18 protein-coding genes are annotated in these 19,088 nt (G+C 51.7%); 15 read left to right on the top strand and 3 right to left on the bottom strand.

Annotated elements, in window-relative coordinates; genetic code table 11:
- The first annotated feature begins 28 nt into the window (after positions 1-28).
- The 10 genes from E3U44_RS16520 (at position 29) to hypE (ending at position 8,155) form a co-directional block, all read left to right on the top strand.
- The gene (locus E3U44_RS16520) at positions 29-517 is read left to right on the top strand and encodes a phytanoyl-CoA dioxygenase family protein (RefSeq protein ID WP_240761603.1); all 489 of its coding nucleotides are present in this window, start codon (positions 29-31) and stop codon (positions 515-517) included.
- 44 nt (positions 518-561) lie between these two features.
- Positions 562-1,449, top strand: coding sequence for an IS982 family transposase (locus E3U44_RS16515; RefSeq protein WP_134359193.1), 888 nt, complete (start codon positions 562-564; stop codon positions 1,447-1,449).
- Positions 1,370-1,795: a phytanoyl-CoA dioxygenase family protein gene (locus E3U44_RS16510; protein WP_240761601.1), complete on the top strand. Its 426-nt coding sequence runs from the start codon at positions 1,370-1,372 to the stop codon at positions 1,793-1,795. The genes E3U44_RS16515 and E3U44_RS16510 overlap by 80 nt, the downstream gene beginning before the upstream one ends.
- A 274-nt stretch (positions 1,796-2,069) precedes the next feature.
- The gene (locus tag E3U44_RS16505) at positions 2,070-3,209 is read left to right on the top strand and encodes a patatin-like phospholipase family protein (RefSeq protein ID WP_134359192.1); all 1,140 of its coding nucleotides are present in this window, start codon (positions 2,070-2,072) and stop codon (positions 3,207-3,209) included.
- A gap of 496 nt (positions 3,210-3,705) precedes the next feature.
- The gene (hypA, locus tag E3U44_RS16500) at positions 3,706-4,047 is read left to right on the top strand and encodes a hydrogenase maturation nickel metallochaperone HypA (RefSeq protein ID WP_134359191.1); all 342 of its coding nucleotides are present in this window, start codon (positions 3,706-3,708) and stop codon (positions 4,045-4,047) included.
- Entirely contained in the window at positions 4,047-4,907 is an 861-nt protein-coding gene (hypB, locus tag E3U44_RS16495) for a hydrogenase nickel incorporation protein HypB (RefSeq protein WP_134359190.1), read from the top strand. The genes hypA and hypB overlap by 1 nt, the downstream gene beginning before the upstream one ends.
- Positions 4,908-4,978: 71 nt before the next feature.
- Positions 4,979-5,275 (top strand): HypC/HybG/HupF family hydrogenase formation chaperone, encoded by a 297-nt coding sequence (locus tag E3U44_RS16490; protein WP_134359189.1) that lies wholly within the window; start codon positions 4,979-4,981, stop codon positions 5,273-5,275.
- Complete coding sequence (locus tag E3U44_RS16485; RefSeq protein ID WP_134359188.1) at positions 5,268-5,963, top strand: D-sedoheptulose-7-phosphate isomerase; 696 nt, start codon at positions 5,268-5,270, stop codon at positions 5,961-5,963. Before E3U44_RS16490 ends, E3U44_RS16485 begins: the two co-directional genes overlap by 8 nt.
- Positions 5,960-7,114 (top strand): hydrogenase formation protein HypD, encoded by a 1,155-nt coding sequence (gene hypD / locus E3U44_RS16480; protein ID WP_134359187.1) that lies wholly within the window; start codon positions 5,960-5,962, stop codon positions 7,112-7,114. The genes E3U44_RS16485 and hypD overlap by 4 nt, the downstream gene beginning before the upstream one ends.
- 3 nt (positions 7,115-7,117) lie before the next feature.
- Positions 7,118-8,155 (top strand): hydrogenase expression/formation protein HypE, encoded by a 1,038-nt coding sequence (hypE, locus tag E3U44_RS16475; RefSeq protein ID WP_134359186.1) that lies wholly within the window; start codon positions 7,118-7,120, stop codon positions 8,153-8,155.
- Between the two features lie 101 nt (positions 8,156-8,256).
- Here hypE and E3U44_RS16470 read toward each other — a convergent pair whose 3' ends face one another.
- Positions 8,257-8,478, bottom strand: coding sequence for a hypothetical protein (locus E3U44_RS16470; RefSeq protein ID WP_134359185.1), 222 nt, complete (start codon positions 8,476-8,478; stop codon positions 8,257-8,259).
- 224 nt (positions 8,479-8,702) lie between these two features.
- Between E3U44_RS16470 and gpmA the strand changes: the two genes are divergently transcribed.
- The 4 genes from gpmA to E3U44_RS16445 all read left to right on the top strand — a co-directional run bounded on the left by gpmA (position 8,703) and on the right by E3U44_RS16445 (position 15,559).
- Positions 8,703-9,425 (top strand): 2,3-diphosphoglycerate-dependent phosphoglycerate mutase, encoded by a 723-nt coding sequence (gpmA, locus tag E3U44_RS16465; protein WP_134359891.1) that lies wholly within the window; start codon positions 8,703-8,705, stop codon positions 9,423-9,425.
- A gap of 83 nt (positions 9,426-9,508) precedes the next feature.
- Positions 9,509-10,627, top strand: a complete 1,119-nt coding sequence (locus E3U44_RS16460) for a S1C family serine protease (protein ID WP_134359184.1) — start codon at positions 9,509-9,511, stop codon at positions 10,625-10,627.
- 295 nt (positions 10,628-10,922) lie between these two features.
- The gene (locus E3U44_RS16450) at positions 10,923-11,975 is read left to right on the top strand and encodes a metallophosphoesterase (protein WP_134359182.1); all 1,053 of its coding nucleotides are present in this window, start codon (positions 10,923-10,925) and stop codon (positions 11,973-11,975) included.
- A gap of 80 nt (positions 11,976-12,055) precedes the next feature.
- A complete protein-coding gene (locus E3U44_RS16445; protein WP_134359181.1) occupies positions 12,056-15,559 on the top strand; it encodes a pyridine nucleotide-disulfide oxidoreductase in 3,504 nt (1,167 codons plus the stop codon).
- Positions 15,560-15,630: 71 nt separating this feature from the next.
- Here E3U44_RS16445 and E3U44_RS16440 read toward each other — a convergent pair whose 3' ends face one another.
- Positions 15,631-16,401, bottom strand: a complete 771-nt coding sequence (locus E3U44_RS16440; protein WP_240761599.1) for a hypothetical protein — start codon at positions 16,399-16,401, stop codon at positions 15,631-15,633.
- A 128-nt stretch (positions 16,402-16,529) separates the two neighbouring features.
- On the opposite strand from E3U44_RS16440, the gene E3U44_RS16435 reads away from it, so the two are divergent.
- A complete protein-coding gene (locus tag E3U44_RS16435; protein ID WP_134359179.1) occupies positions 16,530-18,176 on the top strand; it encodes a MutS-related protein in 1,647 nt (548 codons plus the stop codon).
- A 97-nt stretch (positions 18,177-18,273) separates the two neighbouring features.
- Here the strand turns inward: E3U44_RS16435 and E3U44_RS16430 are convergent, their stop codons facing one another.
- Complete coding sequence (locus E3U44_RS16430; protein ID WP_134359178.1) at positions 18,274-18,939, bottom strand: ferredoxin reductase domain-containing protein; 666 nt, start codon at positions 18,937-18,939, stop codon at positions 18,274-18,276.
- Between the last annotated feature and the right edge of the window lie 149 nt (positions 18,940-19,088).

The raw sequence follows: 19,088 nt of genomic DNA, 5'->3' as shown, positions 1-19,088 counted from the left end.
CTTAACCGTGAGGATTGAAGGAGTCTCCATGAGCCATTTGACAGAGGAGCAAATTGAAGCTTTTGAGCGTGATGGTTTTGTTGTGGTGCGGGGATTTTATGATGGCCAGGAAATAGCGCAGATTAAGCGCTGGGTAGAGGAGGTCCAAGCCTATTCCGATGCCCCCGGCAAGTATCAGCGTTACTACGAGGATTCCCTTGCCGAGCCTGGTCAGCGGCTTTTAAATCGCATGGAGAATTTCTCCCCCTATCATAGGGGGTTTGCCCAGCTGTTCCATAAGAGTAAGCTTCAGGAGGCTATTTCCGAACTCTTCGGTGAGCCGGCGGTCCTTTTCAAGGAAAAAATCAACTTCAAGTTCCCTGGCGGCGACGGTTTTAAGCCCCATCAGGACCACCAGGCAGGTTGGTGGAAATATAATAACCTCTGTATTACAGCGCTTATTGGCATTGATGAGGCCAATAAGACGTCAGTTCGACATAAGCGGGGGGCTGTTTTCATAGTCCTGGGTAGGAGATAGGATGTGCCTGTTCAGAGGGTTATTCAAAGAAGCAGGTGAGGGTCATGATAGATTTAGAGCGGGTTTTTTGTGAGGTCGATGATTTCTGCCAAGCGTTTGAACCCCAGTGGCATCAGCAGCTTCTACACTCAGGCGAGAGAAAGCGGCGAAAAACCTCAAGCCTGTCACTGAGTGAGGTGATGACGATTATCATTGCTTTCCATCGCTCGAACTATCGCACCTTTAAGCACTATTACACCGGCTATGTGGCGAAATACTGGCGGGGAGCCTTTCCTATGCTGGTCAGTTATCCCCGCTTTGTGGAACTGATGAGCTCGGCGTTGATTCCCTTGTGCAGTTATCTGCACACCCGTAAAGGCCAGGTCAGCGGTATTGGTTTTATTGATTCTACGCCCATTATCGTCTGCCATCGCCAACGGGCTCCTACCCATCAACTCTTTAGAAAAAAGTCCCACTGGGGCAAGCATTCCATGGGATGGTTTTATGGATTTAAGCTGCATTTGATCATCAACGATGAAGGGGAACTGCTCGCCTTCAAGCTGACCCCGGCCAATGTCGATGACCGCCAACCCGTTCCCGAGATGACCCGAGGGATGTTTGGAAAGCTCTTCGGGGATAAGGGGTATATTTCTCAGCCCCTCTTCGACCTCTTGTTTGAGCGGGACTTACAACTTATCACCAAGCTCAAGAAAAACATGAAAAACAAACTTCTTCCCTTGTTTGATAAGATCCTCACCCGAAAACGGGCCCTCATTGAAACGGTCAACGATCAGCTCAAAAATATCTCCCAAATTGAGCACACCCGCCATCGCAGCATCGCTAATTTTATGGTCAATCTAGTGGCCGCCCTGATTGCCTACACCTATCAGGACAAAAAACCCTCTCTTCACCTTCGCTTTCACCCCGATCAATCCTTACCCATCGGGATCTAGCTTATGTCGAACTGACGTCAATAAGGAAAATGGTTGCCTAGAAATTGCCCCAGGAAAGCATAAGAGTGGTATGTTCAAGGAATGGGCGCCTCTGAGCGAAGAAGAGATGAAGGAAATGGTGTTTATTTCTTGTCCGACTCAACCGGGAGATATGGTTTTATTTGATTCTTTTACTCCCCATGGATCTCAGCCTAACCTTACGGATAAGCAGCGTCGGCTTTTATTTATCACCTACAATCGCCTCTCGGAAGGAGATACCCGCGAGCAGTATTATGAGGACAAGCGTAAGAGTTACCCCCAGGACTGCGAGCGGGAGGAAGGAAAGGAATATGTATTCCGGGTTTAGAGGCTCTTTATTTTTCTGTTGTTTGGCAGCAATAGTGGGTTAGGGAAGGTTATCCACAATTTCTGTGGATAACTATGTGGATAAGATGGAATTTAACGGCTGCAGGTCCCATGCTAGCGGGCATCATGACAAGTTGATGACAAATTGAGCAATTCCTTCTATTTTTATAAGAATTAATAACTTATAAAAATTACTTCAGAGCCAGGAAAAACTAGATGGCGGCATTAATGAGGAATGATTAGGCAATCTGTTAGCTGTTGAAAAAATTGTCTCTATGAGCCCTAAAGAGGATGATCTTGCATTGGTGATGAGCGGTGGGGGGGCCCGTGCTGCTTATCAAATTGGTTTTCTCAATTGTCTTGCTCGGCTTTATCCCGAGCTAAAGATACCGATCTTAACCGGAGTCTCTGCCGGCGCTATTAATGCTGCTTATTTGGCCAATCAACCCGGTAATTTTGGGGAGAGAGTCGAAGATTTGACCCGGGTATGGGCGGAGCTTAACACAGAACAGGTGTTTCGGATTGATCTATTCTCCATTTTCCGTAATGTCATCCGCTGGGGGTTTCGCCTGCTGTTAGGGGGGGCTTCCCATGCTATTGAAGCCCGCAGCTTATTGGATACTACGCCCCTAGAGGCTCTCTTGGAGCAGGTTTTTGAGCCCAGTGGTGGCTATCTAACGGGCATTCAGCGTAATCTAGGGGGAGGAGAGCTTAAGGCCCTTGCCATCACCGCTTCCAATTATTCCACCGGCCAGTCTGTGAGTTGGGTACAAGGGAGAGAATTGCGGCGCTGGGAGCGGGCCCATCGGAAGGGTATCCACTGTGCCCTTAAGCTCAAGCATGTTCTGGCCTCGGCTTCTTTACCCATCTTTTTCCCAGCGGTGGAAATTGATGGTTGCTGGTATGGAGATGGGGGGATCCGCATGACTGCCCCTTTATCACCTGCTATCCACCTAGGGGCAAGCCGGATATTGGCTATCTCGACCCATTACGTCCCCAGCTACGAGGAAGATAATCTTCCTAATATTGATCATTATCCCCCCCCGATACAAATTGCCGGTGCTCTTTTCGATGCGATCTTTTTGGATGTGTTTGATAACGATGCCTTACGTTTGGGGCGGATTAACCGACTGATAGCCAGACTGCCTGAGAGACAGCGCTACGGTTTGCGTCCCGTTAAACTGTTGCTGCTGCGACCATCCCAGGATTTAGGTAAATTGGCCAACGAATATGAACCGGCACTGCCACGTTCCTTTCGCTTTATGACTCGGGGGTTGGGTACTCAGGAAACTCGCAGCAATGATGTCTTGAGCTTGCTCATGTTCCAGCCAGATTATCTCCATCGCCTCATGGAACTAGGTTGTCACGATGCCCAAAAGCAAAGTGATGAGATTCGCAAGTTTCTGGAAGGATAAACTTCCTTTACTTACGCTTCTCCAAGGAAGCGCCGTCGATCAATGGGCGTTGTATTCCCGTGGCGGTGGATCGAGGGATATATCCTTCTCACAATCGCTCCTCTACTGTAGAGGGACGTGGTGTTCTCCCCGAATTTGCGGTTAGCAAAGGGTGACAACTCACTTAAATATAAAGAATCAGAGTTATCCACAATTCTTGTGGATAACTCTGTGGATAAGATGGGGGTAATATCTTGCTAAGCCCCAACCATCAGGCCTTTCTTTCAAATTGGTGATAAAATAACCAATCTAAAACTTGATTAGAAATCAGGAAGTTATGAAAATTTTCTTAAATGACCAAGAGTTAGCGTCTCAATAAAAGGAGTTGTCCCCGATGTCAAGGCCTGCCTGTTGAAAACTTTTTTGTCAAGGGAGTTAGAAGAACTAAAAATTTTGGAATTGTCAAGTCCCTAATGATAGAAGTGGAACCCCTTAGAATTGTTGTCCAAAATTAAAAATGCACGAGCTTTCCCTCTGTGAAGGGGTGGTGCAAATATTGGAAGAGCAGGCCAGGATCCAGTCTTACTCCCGGGTCAAGACGGTATGGCTAGAGGTTGGGGTTCTGGCGGGTGTGGAGTTAGAATCTTTGCGGTTTAGTTTTGATGCGGTTACTCGGGGTACCCTGGCCGAGGGGGCGCGCTTAGAGATCCTTTCTGCCCCTGGCCGTGCTAAGTGTTTGTCCTGTGGGGAAACCGTTGTCCTCAATGAACGATTTTCCCCTTGCCCCCGGTGCGGCGGTTACCCGCTTCAGGTGACCAGCGGTGAGGAGTTGCGGATCAAAGAACTGGAGGTAGAGTGATGTGTACGGTATGCGGTTGCGGTGAAGGTGAAGTGACAATGGAGGGGGAAGCGCACTCTCACCACCCTCATCATGGGCATCATTCCCCCCATGCTCTGGCGAGGGATTTCACTCCAGGGCCGATTTGGGCCCACGCCCCTGGCTTGTCTCAAAAGCGGATGGTTCAGATCGAGCAAGATATCCTGAGTAAGAATGACCGTTATGCCCAGGAAAATCGCCGCTATTTTCAGACTCATGGGATTTTGGCATTGAACCTGGTTTCCAGCCCTGGTGCTGGCAAAACGACCTTGTTGGTCCGAACCGTTGAAGAACTCAAGACTCAGGGACCGCTGGCGGTGATTGAGGGGGATCAGCAAACCAGCAATGATGTGGAGCGCATTCGCGCTACTGGTGCTCCTGCATTGCAAATCAATACCGGCAAAGGCTGTCACCTGGATGCCCACATGGTAGGACATGCCCTAGAACGTCTACGCCCCCTGAAGGATAGTTTGCTGTTTATTGAGAATGTGGGCAATTTGGTTTGCCCTGCCGCCTTTGACTTAGGGGAAGCCCATAAGGTTGTGGTCCTTTCGGTCACGGAAGGGGAAGACAAACCCCTCAAGTATCCCGATATGTTTCATGCCGCCCGCCTCATGATCCTCAATAAGATAGATCTCTTGCCTTATTTGGAATTTGATGTGGCCCGTTGCCTGGAATATGCCCACCGGATTAATCCCCAGATGGACGTCATCCAGCTTTCCGCCCAGACTGGCGAGGGTTTAGCCGACTGGTACGCCTGGATTGGGCGGCAACGGCAAGCGTTGATTGGCCAGCAGTCGAGGAGACCGGTGGCGGCGGCGGGGGACCCCCTCGCTGTCTAGGTGGGCGCCCTCCGCTTTCTCTGGCCATGGGATTTTAACGGCTAAGCGCAGATTAGCGCAGGAGGTGCGCGATGTGTTTGGGTATCCCAGCCCAGATTGTAAACATTACCGATGCCGAGAACTTGCTTGCCGTGGTCAGTGTCGGCGGGGTTAAGCGGGAAATTAGCTTGGCCTGCGTCGTAGAAGGCGATTCCCCCTTAGAGGCTTGGGTGGGAGAGTGGGTGTTGGTTCATGTGGGGTTTGCCATGAGCCGCATTGACCCGGAGGAGGCAGAGAAGACTTTGAAATTGCTTGAGGAGCTGGGTGAACTCCAAGCCCAAATGGAAGGTCAACAGGGGCTAACCCCCAGGGACGAACAGCATGGATGAGGATCCACTCCACTCCCTTTATCCCTTTCTCCAGAAGGGGCAGAAGGCACCCGAGGAAGGCGATAGTGGGCTGTTGGAATCAGTGCGCCAAAAGGCCGCGGATAGTCTCTCGGTAAAGCAGACCTTTTTTGACGCTCACCTTCACCAAATGGTGGCGGTGGCTCATACTCTGGCTGCCGTCTACCGGGGAGGAGGGCGCCTATTTACTATGGGGAATGGGGGGTCTAGTTGTGATGCGGCCCACATTGCCGTGGAATTCCAGCATCCGGTGACCGCGGGCCGGCCTGCCCTGCCTGCCACCCACCTAGGCGCAGATACCGCTTTGATGACGGCACTGGGCAATGATGTTGGTTTTAAGCATGTTTTTGTGCGGCAGTTGCTGGCCCACGCCAAGGCTGGGGATGGCCTCATTGGTATTTCCACCAGTGGCAATTCGGAGAACCTGCTGGCTGCGTTTGCTAAGGCCAAAGAGCTGGGGTTGGCCACCATCGGATTAACCGGCATGAGTGGCGGGACCATGGCAAAAAGTCCTTTCCTTGACCACTGTTTGATTGTGCCTACTGACAGCATCCACCGGATCCAAGAATGTCATGTCGCTATTTATCATATTCTCTGGGATTTGGTGCACACCTTACTTGCCGATGATCGGGGGAAGTCCGTCACCTATCAAGGGAACTCCGTCCTATGAAATATGTGGATGAATTCCGGGATCCGGCAAAGGCCCGTTATTTGCTCGGGGAAATCAACCGGCAGATAGAACAGATTGCCACCTGTCAGGTCCGTCCCTTGCAGCTGATGGAGGTCTGTGGCGGCCATACCCATGCCTTATTCAAATACGGGATTGAGACCCTGTTGCCCGAGGTTATCGAACTGGTCCATGGGCCAGGTTGTCCAGTGTGTGTATTGCCCATGGGGCGGGTTGATGATTGTGTTGCCCTTGCCGAGCAAGGGGGAGTAATTTTCACCACCTTCGGGGATCCCATGCGGGTACCGGGTTCCCGCAAGAGTTTGGCCCAGGCCAAAGCCGAGGGGGCCGATATCCGGATGGTCTACTCGCCTCTGGATGCTTTAAAGCTGGCTCGCCAGCACCCGGAGCGGGAAGTGGTGTTTTTCGGCTTGGGCTTTGAGACCACTATTCCCAGTACCGCCTTCACCGTGCTTCAGGCCGAGCGCGAAGGGATCAACAATTTCTCGGTTTTTTGTAATCACATCACCATTATTCCCACCATTAAAGCCATTCTGGACTCCCCGGACATGCAATTGGACGGCTTTCTGGGACCGGGCCATGTGAGTATGGTGATTGGCACCCGTCCCTATGGTTTCATCGCGGAGCGTTACCATAAACCGGTGGTGATTGCTGGCTTTGAGCCCCTCGATGTGTTGCAAGCGGTAGCCATGGTGCTGCGGCAGATTGCCAAAAGACGGGCAGAGGTGGAAAATCAGTATGGCCGAGTGGTTCCTCAGGAGGGTAATCGGGCGGCGCTGACAGCCCTTAGTCAGGTTTTTGAGGTGCGGGAATATTTTGAATGGCGAGGGCTCGGCTCCATCGATTATTCCGGGGTGCGGCTGCGGCAGCGCTATGCCCGCTATGATGCAGAGCGGCGTTTTTCTCTTCCTAATCTTAAAATCGCCGATCCCAAAGCCTGCCAGTGTGGGGAGGTCCTCAAGGGGATTCTCAAGCCCAGGGAATGCAAGGTTTTTGGCACTGCTTGTACTCCTGAAACCCCCTTAGGGGCCTTGATGGTGTCTTCTGAAGGAGCTTGCGCCGCTTACTACCGGTTTGGTCGCCTCCAGCAGCAAACACCGGCCCATTCCCGAGAAACGATGGATCAAGCCTAAGGAATGAATAGTCACCCGGGGAGTCGGCATGTCACCTTGGCTCATGGCAGTGGCGGCAAGGCCATGCGTGATCTCATTGAGACTCTCTTTGTCCGTCATTTTCATAATCCTTGGCTGACTCCCCTGGAAGACCAAGCCCGGATCGGGCTTGGAGAATTGTCACCAGGGGGAAATCGGCTTGCTTTTACCACTGATTCTTTTGTGGTTGATCCGCTATTTTTTCCCGGCGGCGATATCGGTACCCTGGCGGTCAACGGCACCATCAATGATCTTGCCATGAGTGGCGCTCTGCCCCTGTACTTAAGCTGTGGGATGATTCTGGAGGAAGGCCTTTCCATAACCCTTCTGGAGGAGGTGGTGGAGAGCATGGGCCGTGCCGCCGATGCTGCCGGGGTGAGTATCGTGACTGGCGACACCAAGGTAGTGCCTCGGGGAGCGGTGGATAAGCTGTTTATTAATACCACCGGTTTAGGCGTGATTCCGGAAGGTGTTCATATTGCCAGCCACCGGGCTCAACCTGGGGATGCTATCCTGGTCAATGGCTTTATGGGGGATCATGGGGCCGCTATCGTGGATGCCCGGGGGGAACTGGCCTTGGACAATCCGGTGGAAAGCGATTGTCAGCCCCTCCAGGGGCTAGTGGCAGCGATGCTGTCAGCCTGTCCTGATATCCACTGTCTGCGGGATGCCACCCGTGGTGGAGTGGCCACGGTGCTCAACGAATTTGCTCAAGCGGCCCAGGTGGGGATGCGTCTTGAGGAAGCTTCACTGCCGGTGCGAGAGACGGTCCGGGGCGTCTGTGAAATCTTGGGATTGGATCCTCTCTACTTGGCTAATGAAGGAAAGCTGGTGGCGATAGTGCCCGGTGAGGCAGCGGAAGCTGTTTTAGCGGCTATGCGTTCCCACCCCGCCGGCCAGGAGGGGGCGATAATTGGCGAAGTGACGGCGGTCCCTGAGGGAAGAGTGGTGCTGGCGACTGCCCTAGGGGGGGAGCGTATTGTGGATATGCTGGTGGGGGAGCAACTGCCTCGCATCTGCTAATGGCTAGGATAAACAGCATCACTCATGGGGGGCTTTACCCTGGGTGATGAACCCGTGGTGGGGTAAGTGATGTTCTCCATAGGCCATGAGACCCGCATACCCTAAGCCCCTGATTTTGTCCACTTCCTGGGGATTGGCTGTGGTGACGGTAAGACCATAAATGCGTTTTCCTGCGCCACCGCCATATTCCAGCCCGTTTCCTGTTTCAACACTGCCGCGTGCGCTCCAGGTGCCAGTACGCGGGCTAGGGTTTCTTGGGCCGGGGCACCGAGGGGGCGAACTTTAATATGTACCCCTCCTGCTGTAGAGGTTTGGGCAATCACTTCAACGAGGATTGCTTTTTGGCATGGAGTTTTTCCTTTGGCATGGTCAGCGCCTATTATTCTTAAATATAGTTTACTGATAGGGCTAAGATGAAAACAAAGGTACTTGAAAAAAGGAATGTCCCTATTTTCATGAATATTGACTCCCACCCTCTAGAAGTCTTCGCGCTATACGATATGGGCTGCAACGAGTTTTCGGTGGAAAGGAGGTTATGGTGAGTAGAATTGTTTTACTGCGTCATGGTGAAAGCGTATGGAATTTGGAGAATCGATTTACGGGCTGGACGGATGTTGATCTTTCTGTCAATGGCATTGAAGAGGCCCGTCTTGCGGGCAAGATATTGAAAAATGAAGGGTACCAATTTGATAAGGTCTACACTTCAGTACTTAAGCGGGCCATTCGTACCCTGTGGATTGTAGAAGAAGTCATGGACTTGATGTGGCTTCCTACAGAAAAACGGTGGGAGTTGAATGAACGCCATTATGGCAGTTTACAAGGACTGAACAAAGCGGAAATGGCCAAACAATATGGTCCGGAGCTGGTGCATCAATGGCGCCGAGGGTATGCGATTGAGCCGCCTCCATTGGATGATGCCGATCCGCGGCATCCGCGTTTTGATAGGCGTTATGCCCATTTAGCTTCGGAAAAAATTCCGGCCTCGGAATCCCTTGAGAAAACGCTTCAGCGGGTTATTCCCTGTTGGGAGAAAGATATTTTGCCGGATATTGCCGCGGGCAAGGAGCTGATTATTGTCGCCCATGGCAATTCTTTACGGGCCTTATACAAGCATCTTGAGGGGTTGTCCGATCAGGAAGTCATGGAGCTTAATATCCCCACTGGTATCCCCTTGGTGTTTGAACTAGATGAGGCTTTCCGGCCAACCGCCCATTATTATCTTGCCGACTCGGAAAAGGGACAGGTGGCTGTCGATGGGATCGCCCATTAGACTAGGCTGTTGGTCGATAGACATACAAAGGAAACAGAACAACAAATTGGAGTAATAGGGAATGAAGATAGGTTAAAGCAGCTGTGGCGCAACGAGGACAAGTTCCTATTGGTCTCTTAGCATTGCTCCTCTTACTTGCATTCATGGGAGGGGTAGGGTGGAAAGCGTTCACAGAAGGGTTTTTGGGCACTTCTCTCCAGGCCGAGCCACGACCTGTTCTAGCCCGAGGGGGTTTGGCGGCAGATGAGAAATCAACCATTGAGCTTTTTCGTGAAGTTTCCCCCTCGGTGGTTTTTATTACTACCCTGTCCCTGCGTCGAGACGGGTTCAGCTTGAATGTGCAAGAGATTCCCCGCGGTACCGGCTCAGGCTTTATTTGGGATGAGCAGGGCCATATCGTGACTAATTTCCATGTAATCCAGGGATCCAGTGCTGCCCAGGTGGCCCTCCATGACCGCTCCACTTGGGATGCAAAGCTGGTTGGTGTCGCGCCCGAGAAGGATCTGGCGGTATTGCGGATCAAGGCACCGGCAAATAAGCTGCGGCCTATCGCCATAGGAAGCTCGAGGGAGCTTCAGGTGGGCCAAAAATCATTTGCTATCGGGAATCCCTTTGGTCTAGATCAGACCTTAACCACGGGAGTGGTGAGCGCGTTGGGAAGAAAGATCGAATCGGCTGCAAGAATTCCTATTCGTAATGTAATCCAAACCGATGCCGCCATTAATCCAGGAAATTCGGGAGGTCCTTTGCTGGACAGTGCTGGCCGCTTAATTGGAGTCAATACCGCAATTTATAGTCCTTCTGGAGCCTATGCTGGCATTGGCTTTGCTATTCCAGTGGACACCGTTAATTGGGTCGTGCCGGAACTTATCACCAAGGGCCGGATTGAGAGGCCCACACTGGGGGTCGAGCTGCTGGCTGCTCAAACCGTAGCCAATATGAATATAGAGGGAGCAGCAATTCTGCGGGTAGTGCCGGGCAGTGGCGCCGAGCGGGCCGGTCTACAGGGCTCGTGGCGAGACTCTCTGGGACGGTTCCATTTGGGCGATATTATCGTGGAGATCGAGGGTCGGCCGGTGCGGAATTATAATGATTTGGTATTGACCTTGGAGCGACGCCAAGCGGGAGAGAAAGTCCAGGTTGACGTGCTTCGTGGGGGCGAACGAAAGCGGGTAGCAGTGGAACTAGGACCGTCAGCCTAGGATGGTGTCTCTATTCTTCGCCTAGCCTGAATTTTTCACCACCAAGACACAAAGGACACGAAGGTGAGGAAATCTCAGTCAGTTGGGAGAAATTGATGGATATGCTCATTTTGATTTCTTTGTGAGCTTAGTGCCTTTGTGGTGATCTCATGAATTATCCAGGCTAACTCTAAACCCTTTGCCATGGCTCCGAGAGCAAGAAAATCATAGCGCCAATTCATGGCGAAAGGCCAGTCATGTGGCCCTCGATGCACCGTTTCGCTTCGCATTCTCGCTAGGGGGGCGCTCACCATCCATGGAAAACTTCAATGTACGGCGACCTGGGGGGCAAATGAATCGAGTATTGGGGTTATGGTTGTGTATGACCACTGGGGTTGGCGGGGTTCTCCAGGCAGAGGAGGGTTCTAGTGTCCCTAGGTCTCCTGGGGCAGAGTTTTCCTTTGCCCTTATCGGGGATCTGCCTTATGAAGATGAGCAGGTGGCGTCCTTTAACCGGTTGATTGACCACGTCAACCGGGATTGTACCGTCCAGTTTATTCTCCATGCCGGTGATATCAAAGGTGGGGGGGAACGCTGCGATAACGACCGTATTCTGGCCCGTTTTGCCCAGTATCAGAGATTCAACCGAGCGTTCATCTATACTCCAGGGGATAATGAATGGACCGATTGCCATCGCCTCAGCAGTGGCGGTTATTATCCGCTTGAGCGGCTCGATTTTCTGCGCCGGACTTTCTTCCCCGCCCCGGATCAATCCACTGGCCGTCACCCTATCCGCGTCCTCAGCCAGAGCGAGGTGCGGGGGTTTGAGGACTTTGTGGAAAACGTCATGTTTGTCAGAAATAACGTCGTTTTCGGTACGCTCCACGTGGTGGGTAGCAATAATGACTTGCGACCCTGGACTGGTTTCGATCCCTTTGATTCGGTGGATCATCCCCGTGACGATAGGCTCGCTGAATTCAAGCGGCGCCGCGATGCGGTTTTGGCTTGGTTAGATGCTATCTTTGGCCAGGCCAAGGAGATAGAGACCAGAGGTATTTTTATCACCATGCAGGCCGATCCCCGTTTCGATCTCCCGCAAGACGATCCAGATCGGACGGGTTTCAAGGAAATTATCAATCATCTTCGGGAATTGACTGCTATATTCAAGAAACCTGTGGTACTGGCCCACGGGGATTTCCATGAGTATTGGGTGGACAAGCCGTTTGATACCCCTCATGACGATCCCCGCCTGCCCCACTTCACGCGTATTCAAACCTTTGGCAGCCCCCGAGTGAACTGGGTTAAGGTGGGTATCGCCCCTCATTTGCCGGCTCTGTTCGTTTTCGAGCAAAAAATCATCAGTCCCTGATGGTGGGTATTTTAGGACCTGGCAGGTAAACTAATACGTTTAAGCAGTGATTGAGCCCTTGGTTTTTGATGAGAGAAAGGATGACAGCAGACGATGCATTGACGCTAGAGGATATCGCCTTCTCTGAGCTATTCCAGATCACCGGGTTGGAAGTTTTGGATAAGGGGTTTTTAGATTTATTAAAATGCCGGGATTCTGAACTTTATCGGCGCGCCATCAGTTATCGCCAGGCTTCCGAACCCTTGCCGCCAGTGGCAGAAAGTGAATTACTTTTGGCTCTGGCCCCCCATCTCGAAGATTTTTTGGCGCATTTCTTTGGGATTGAAGGAGAATTGGCTGCCCAGGGCAATGCCACCCTGAGCCATGATCCGGTGATGGCCTTTAAAAAAGAATGGGTGCAGCGTCGAGGGCGGCGTTATCGGAAACCCATTGGGCGGTCTTTTTATACCTTAGATCGGTGGTTGAGCGAGCGACTCCAGCAAGCTGGGTTAGCGGAGGCTGACCGGGAAGGGGCAGTTGCCCGATGGGCCCAGGGTTTACAGCAAGCTGAATCGGTCTCTGGAGAGGCCATGGAGGCCCTAACCCAATGGTGCGCCTTGGCGTTGACCGATCCGGATGGGCAGCGGGCGGTCGCCGGTTGGACCAGTTTTGATCTGCCACGAAAAGTGGACCATGCCCGTTTGGTACCCCTTGAACACCTGGAAGGGGATATGCTCCACCGGCTCCAGGCCAATCCAGCCACCTTTCGGCGGCGCGATGGGTTCAAGCTCACCGATTCCCGTATGTCGGCCCGGGCGGTTCAGGGAGAAGTGCATTACTGCATTTATTGCCATGATCATAATGGAGACTTCTGCTCCAAGGGTTTTCCAGAGAAGAAGGACCAGCCCGAACTCGGGTTTAAAGCCGATCCTTTGGGGGTTACTCTGACCGGATGCCCGGTGGAGGAGAAAATCTCCGAGATGCACGTCCTCAAGCGGGAAGGACGCACGATCGCAGCTTTGGCCGTTGCCATGGTGGACAACCCCATGGTGCCAGCCACCGGCCATCGTATTTGCAATGACTGTATGAAATCCTGCATTTATCAGAAGCAGGAACCGGTTAACATTCCCCAGATCGAGACCCGGGTGCTGACGGATGTCTTAGACTTGCCCTGGGGAGTGGAGATTTATGATCTTCTCACCCGCTGGAACCCCTTACGGCAACGACAATTTTTACCTCAACCCTACAACGGCTATAAGGTCTTGGTGTCCGGGATGGGGCCGGCTGGTTTTACCATGGCCCATCACCTGACCATGGAAGGGTGCGCCGTAGTGGGTATTGATGGGCTCAAGATGGAACCTTTGCCGGAAGCGTTGTTGAAACAGCCTGTTCGCGAGTGGTCAGCCCTCAAGGAATCCCTAGACGAGCGCATTTTGCTGGGGTTTGGGGGGGTCGCTGAATATGGGATCACCGTGCGTTGGGATAAAAACTTCTTGAAGCTCATTTATCTCAGCTTGCTCCGGCGTCCCCTGTTCCAGGCTTTTGGCGGGGTCCGCTTGGGGGGGACCATGACCTTGGAGGATGCCTGGAAGCAGGGGTTTGATCATGTGTGCATTGCCACCGGTACCGGGTTGCCCAGGGTCATTCCCATGGGCAATAGCTTGGCTCGGGGAATGCGGCAGGCGAGCGATTTTCTAATGGCCCTACAGCTCACCGGCGCGGGTAAAGAAAGCAGCCTCGCTAACCTGCAAGTGCGTTTGCCTGCGGTGGTCATCGGCGGTGGCCTCACGGCCATTGACACGGCCACGGAAGTTCAAGCCTATTACATTAAACAAGTGGAAAAAATGCTCACCCGCTATGAGAAGCTGGTGGCAGTCCAGGGCAAGGAGCAAGTGCGGGCGGGTCTTGGAGAAGAAGATGAGGAAATCTTAGAAGAGTTTCTGGCCCATGGACGTTTAGTAAGGGCCGAGCGTCAACGGGCCGCTCAGGCAGGAGAAGCGCCGGACTTTATCTCCCTCCTGCGCGCTTGGGGCGGCGTTACCTTGGCCTACCGCAAGGGGCTTAATGCCTCTCCGGCCTATCAGCGTAATCATGAGGAAGTCCTCAAGGCCATGGAGGAGGGGCTTTATTACGCGGAGGGTTTGGAACCTCTTCGGGCGGAGCTGGATAAGTACGGCCATGTGAAAGCGTTGGTGTGTCGGCGCATGAAACAGGAAGAGGGGCGTTGGCTAGGCACGCGGGAGGAGATCACCTTGCCTGCCCGCGCCGTATTTATTGCCGCCGGGGCTAAGCCCAATACCATCTACGAGCATGAGCATCCTGGCAATATTGAGTTAGAAGGCGATCACTTCTTACCCCACGTGGAGCATCCTGATGGTTTGCAGCCGGTTCAGGTGGCTGAAGATTGCAAGTCGTCGGAGTTTGGTCCCTTTACTTCCTACCACCGGGAAGGGCATATGGTCACTTTTGTGGGGGATACCCATCCGGTATTCCAAGGCAGTGTGGTCAAGGCGATCGCCTCAAGTAAGCGCAGCTACCCGCAGGTCATGGCTGCTTTGGCGTTGCGTCCGCCGGCAAGTAGGGAGGATTACAGGGCCTTTCGAGAGCAAATGGCCGACTTATTGACCCCGCGAGTGAGTCGAGTCAATCGTAGCAATCCTGGGATAGTGGAGATGTGGGTGCGGGCTCCTCTTGCGGCTCGCAATTTCCGTCCCGGACAATTTTTTCGTTTGCAGAGTTTTGAGTCCAATAGTCCGGAAGTGGAAGGGACCCGTTTACAAATACCGCTACTCACCGTCAGCGGCACGGGGGTCGAGGACGATCAAATTCGGTTGATGGTATTGCAGTGGGGGGCTGGGCCCCGTTTGGTAGGCCGTTTGCAACCTGGAGACCCCCTGGTGCTCATGGGGCCGACCGGGGCACCTACTGAGATTCCTGAGGGAGAGACGGTGTTGGTCGTGGCCGGTCGCTGGGGAGCTGCGGCGATGCTTGATCTGGGTCCCGCCCTCCGGGCAGCGGGCAACCGGGTTCTTTATGTGGCTGCTTTTGGCTCGGCCTCTGAATTAGACCGTCAAGATGAACTGGAAATGGCGGCCGATCAGCTCATTTGGAGCACGGCTCGGGAGCCGAAAATTACTCCCCGTCGGCCCCAGGACTTGAGTGTAGTGGAAACCGACATGGTTGCCCTGCTCCAGCGTTATGGGACGGGGGAATTAGTCACCGATGAGGGCAGTAGACATCTTCCTTTGAAGTCGGTAGATCGGTTTCTGGTGATGGGGTCCACCGGCCTATTGGGTGGTTTCCAAAGGGCCTTGAAAGGAGGACCCTTGAAAGACGTTTTTCGCCCCGATCTCAAAGCCATCGGCATGGTGGGAAGTCCCATGCAATGCATGTTAAAGGGCGTTTGCGCCCAGTGTTTGCAGTGGCAGATTGACCCGGAAACGGGAAAGCGCACCCGTGCTGTTTTTTCTTGCGCCGAGCAAGATCAGCCTTTAACTTGGATCGATATCGATAATCTGGTGGCGCGCCAGCTCCAGAATCGTCTTCCGGACCGGCTGACTTCCCAGTGGTTGGATTATGTCTTATCTCAAACCCATCCTAGCTAAGGTAGCTTCTGGATAGCTTAGCTTTTTATAGGGGGAGGTATTATGGGGTGATTCCAGGAGCGATATAATTTTTACTTCGCTGCCTCAAAGTTAATCGTGACAATATGGGTTTTATCCCCCAGGTTGAGGCCAAGGCGGATTGAACTTGCCGATTGGGCCTCCTCCTTACCTGGAAAAAAGAGATAGCCGTAGGCGAGTTCTCCGGGACGAATCCGTTCATTCCGCAAAGATTCTCGAAGTAAATCCTGGCGAATTTGTTGGTCAAGTGCGCCATAGCGCTTGCTTCCGCCAAAGAGCGCGCCGGCGGCGGCTCCTGCTGCAGCCCCTTTGGCGGTAATTTCACCTACACTTTCTCCGGTGACAATACCGACCGCCATACCCGCCAGGGCACCTGCGGCGCCAAGAAGGACGGCGGGTTTGCCGGTTGCTTTCGCGGTTTCTCCCAGTTCCACATGGCTGCGGACCCGTTGATAGGCTTGTTCGGCGGTTAACAAAGGCCAAGCCTGTCCTTGAGTGTCGATAAGGAAAGTCTGGTCGGTTCTGACCCAGGTTGTTGACGGGCTTTGGTTGTCGATAACAAAGCGAATGGGAAAGAGGCCAGCGCCGCGGATATCAAAGCCAAAAGCCTGATTGATTTCTTTGTCACTGGCAAAGGCCCGGGCGACCACTTTGGCGCCGTCCACATCCACATGATCGGACTGGGCCTCTGGGAAGGGAACCGGTGCTACCCGTTCTCCGTAAGTGGCACAGGCGAACAGGAGGGTGAGCAGGCTTAAAAGGAGCGCTAAACGGATTTCAACGACCCAGGCAGGAGGGCCTGACTTTTCAGCTTTTTTTGCCATCAGAGAGCTAGAGGTTTTTGAATTGGAGGATTGACAGCCCCAAGAGTCATTGAACATAGTGGTTTTATAATAATTATAAATTCGATACCCATTGAAAAGAAAGGTTCACCTATAGTTTGGAGTGATTGATGAGTAGTGCGTTAAAAGAATATCTAAGAGAAATGATACATGGAATGTACGAACCTATTTTGAAAGGCAGTGAAGCTCCGCCGTCGATTCGTTCTGCACAGCCATCACGAGTGGGGGAAGGAGTCATTGATGAATCAACATTTCAGGTGATAGAAGCTGATAGCCTCTTCGAGGCGTTAAATAGCGCCAATACAGTGGTGGGTCAGAGCACACTGTATCGCTCCATAGCCCAGCCTTTACATTCGGTAAAACTTATCAAGGCTAAGCAGGAAGCAGTACAAGAACTGGCGTCAAATGCCAACCTTCGAGAAAAGATAGAGGCGCTGCTGGAAAAAGCTTCAACGCGGGAACAAGATTTTTATCGCTTACTTTTTAGTAAATTTACCGGTTTTTTTGGTAGTTCTAGAGGGGATAGTGAAATCGAAGGATATGGCTATGCCACTTATAAAAAGGGCACTGCTTTCATGCTCGACTTGGTTAAGGATGTCCGTGCGTTACCTACACCGGAGAGCGATTATCTTAGGGTCTTGACTGATGACATTAAACAATTTGGTTCTACAAAGATTTATTCTTTGATGCAAGGACCGGTTTATTTAACTGAGGGTGGAATCAAATCCAGAGAAGAGAAAAAAAGATTTGTTCCCGCAGCAAAGTTTAGGCCGACTTTGTTTAAGCCCTTTTTTATCCTGGCGGTATTGCTCATTATTGTTGCGCTAACGACGTATGGCCCCATGGTGCTCGGTGTCTCTTTTTCCATGACCCCCCTGTTCATGCTTTTTTTCATGCCCGTGTTGCTACTATCTTATATGCCGGCAGTGGGAACATTTGACCGGGATAGTTGCATTTATCCCTTGCGAAAGCGCTACAAAGATTCGGAAGAAATGCATACTGTGCTGGAAGCCCTGGGAAAGATTGATGAATTACTTTCCTTTTACCACTATGGGAAGTCCTTTGGCAGTCCTACCTCATTGCCACGAGTCATCGAGGCAAAGACCCATATTTTGGTATTAAGGGAAGCGAGAAACCCTATCCTGGGGAAAGGCAATCCCAATTATGTTCCCAATGACATTGACCTGGACGGGCAGAAGTTAACTTTTGTTACCGGCCCAAATAGTGGGGGCAAAACGGCTCTTTGTAAAACGATTGCCCAAATTCAATTGCTTTCTCAAATAGGCTGTTATGTGCCTGCAGAAGACGCTGAAGTCTCCGTTGCCGACCGGATCTTTTACCAAGTTCCCGAAATTAGTTCCCTAGAGGATGTGGAAGGGCGATTCGGAAAGGAGCTTAAGCGGACAAAGGATATGTTTTTAGTGACGACTCCACAGAGTTTGATCATTTTAGATGAGTTGTCGGAAGGAACGACCCATGAGGAAAAATTAGAGACCTCTTTTCATGTGCTCAATGGGTTTTCCAAAATAGGAAATAATACCGTCCTGGTGACACATAACTATGAGTTAGCTGAGCGATTTAAGGAAAATAAACTTGGACGGCATTTTCAGATGCAGTTTGTAGGGGAAGCTCCCACTCACAAAATCGTAGAGGGAATCTCAAAAGTAAGCCATGCGGATCGAGTGGCAAGGAAAGTAGGATTCGCGAAAGAGGATATAGAAAGATATTTAAAGGAAAGAGGTTTTGTCAGTGGATAACTACTTCATCCCTTTCTTTTTGATGGGGTGAATATTAACAGGCTAAGGGGAAGTCGCCAGGGAAGGTGACCAACCGCCTCTGGTAATTTTTAATATCTTATTTTTCAAATATCAGTGCGTTAGGAGCAGCACCAAGCTCGACCAAGGCGCTGTTAATGTCTTTGACAAATTGTGGCGGACCGCAGATATAAAAGCGTTGATTAAAGTCAGAGATTTTCTCTTGCAAGAATTCTTTGTTGATAAACCGGTTATCGTAGCCTGCCCCATTAGCTTCGGTGCAGGTCAATATACAATTTTCATCAAAATAGTAACGGAATTCCTTCTCGCAAATAACGTCTGCTGGTGTCTTATTGGAAAAGATCAACCGGTGATCGGCAAGCTGGCCATCACGGGCGAGCTGACGAATGATGGCGATAAAAGGCGTTATTCCAGCGCCACCGGCAATGAAAAACCCGGGTCCCTGATAGGTAATGGTGCCAAAGGCTTCAGATAGGAGCAATTCTTCACCTGGCCGCAAAGTATGCAGTTTTTCTGTGACGCCGCAATGGTCCGGATATTCTTTAATAGTGAATTCCAAGACTTTATCTTCCCCTAGGGAAGTTGGCGTGAAGGGACGCCCTTGGTCTTTCCACTCCGGCTGATTAATCGCCAGTTCAACACCTTGGCCAGATTGATACTCAAACCCAAATGGCCGACTTATCAGGAAGCGCTTAACATCATGGGTAACGAATTCCGTCATTAATAAGGTCACGGTATAGGACATGGGATAGCATCCACTGACAGTGTATTAAATGGGCTTTTTAGTCTATATCAAATAATAGGGCTATCAAAAGAATAAAAGAGTATTTTCAAAGTCTAGTCTGCGGGGCCGGAGTAAGGCAACCGCTGAGGGAAAAAGACTGCGGGGTGAAG

It is taken from the genome of Nitrosococcus wardiae (assembly GCF_004421105.1).
Taxonomy (GTDB): Bacteria; Pseudomonadota; Gammaproteobacteria; order Nitrosococcales; family Nitrosococcaceae; genus Nitrosococcus; species Nitrosococcus wardiae.
This window is presented reverse-complemented; position numbering and strand designations above follow the sequence as displayed.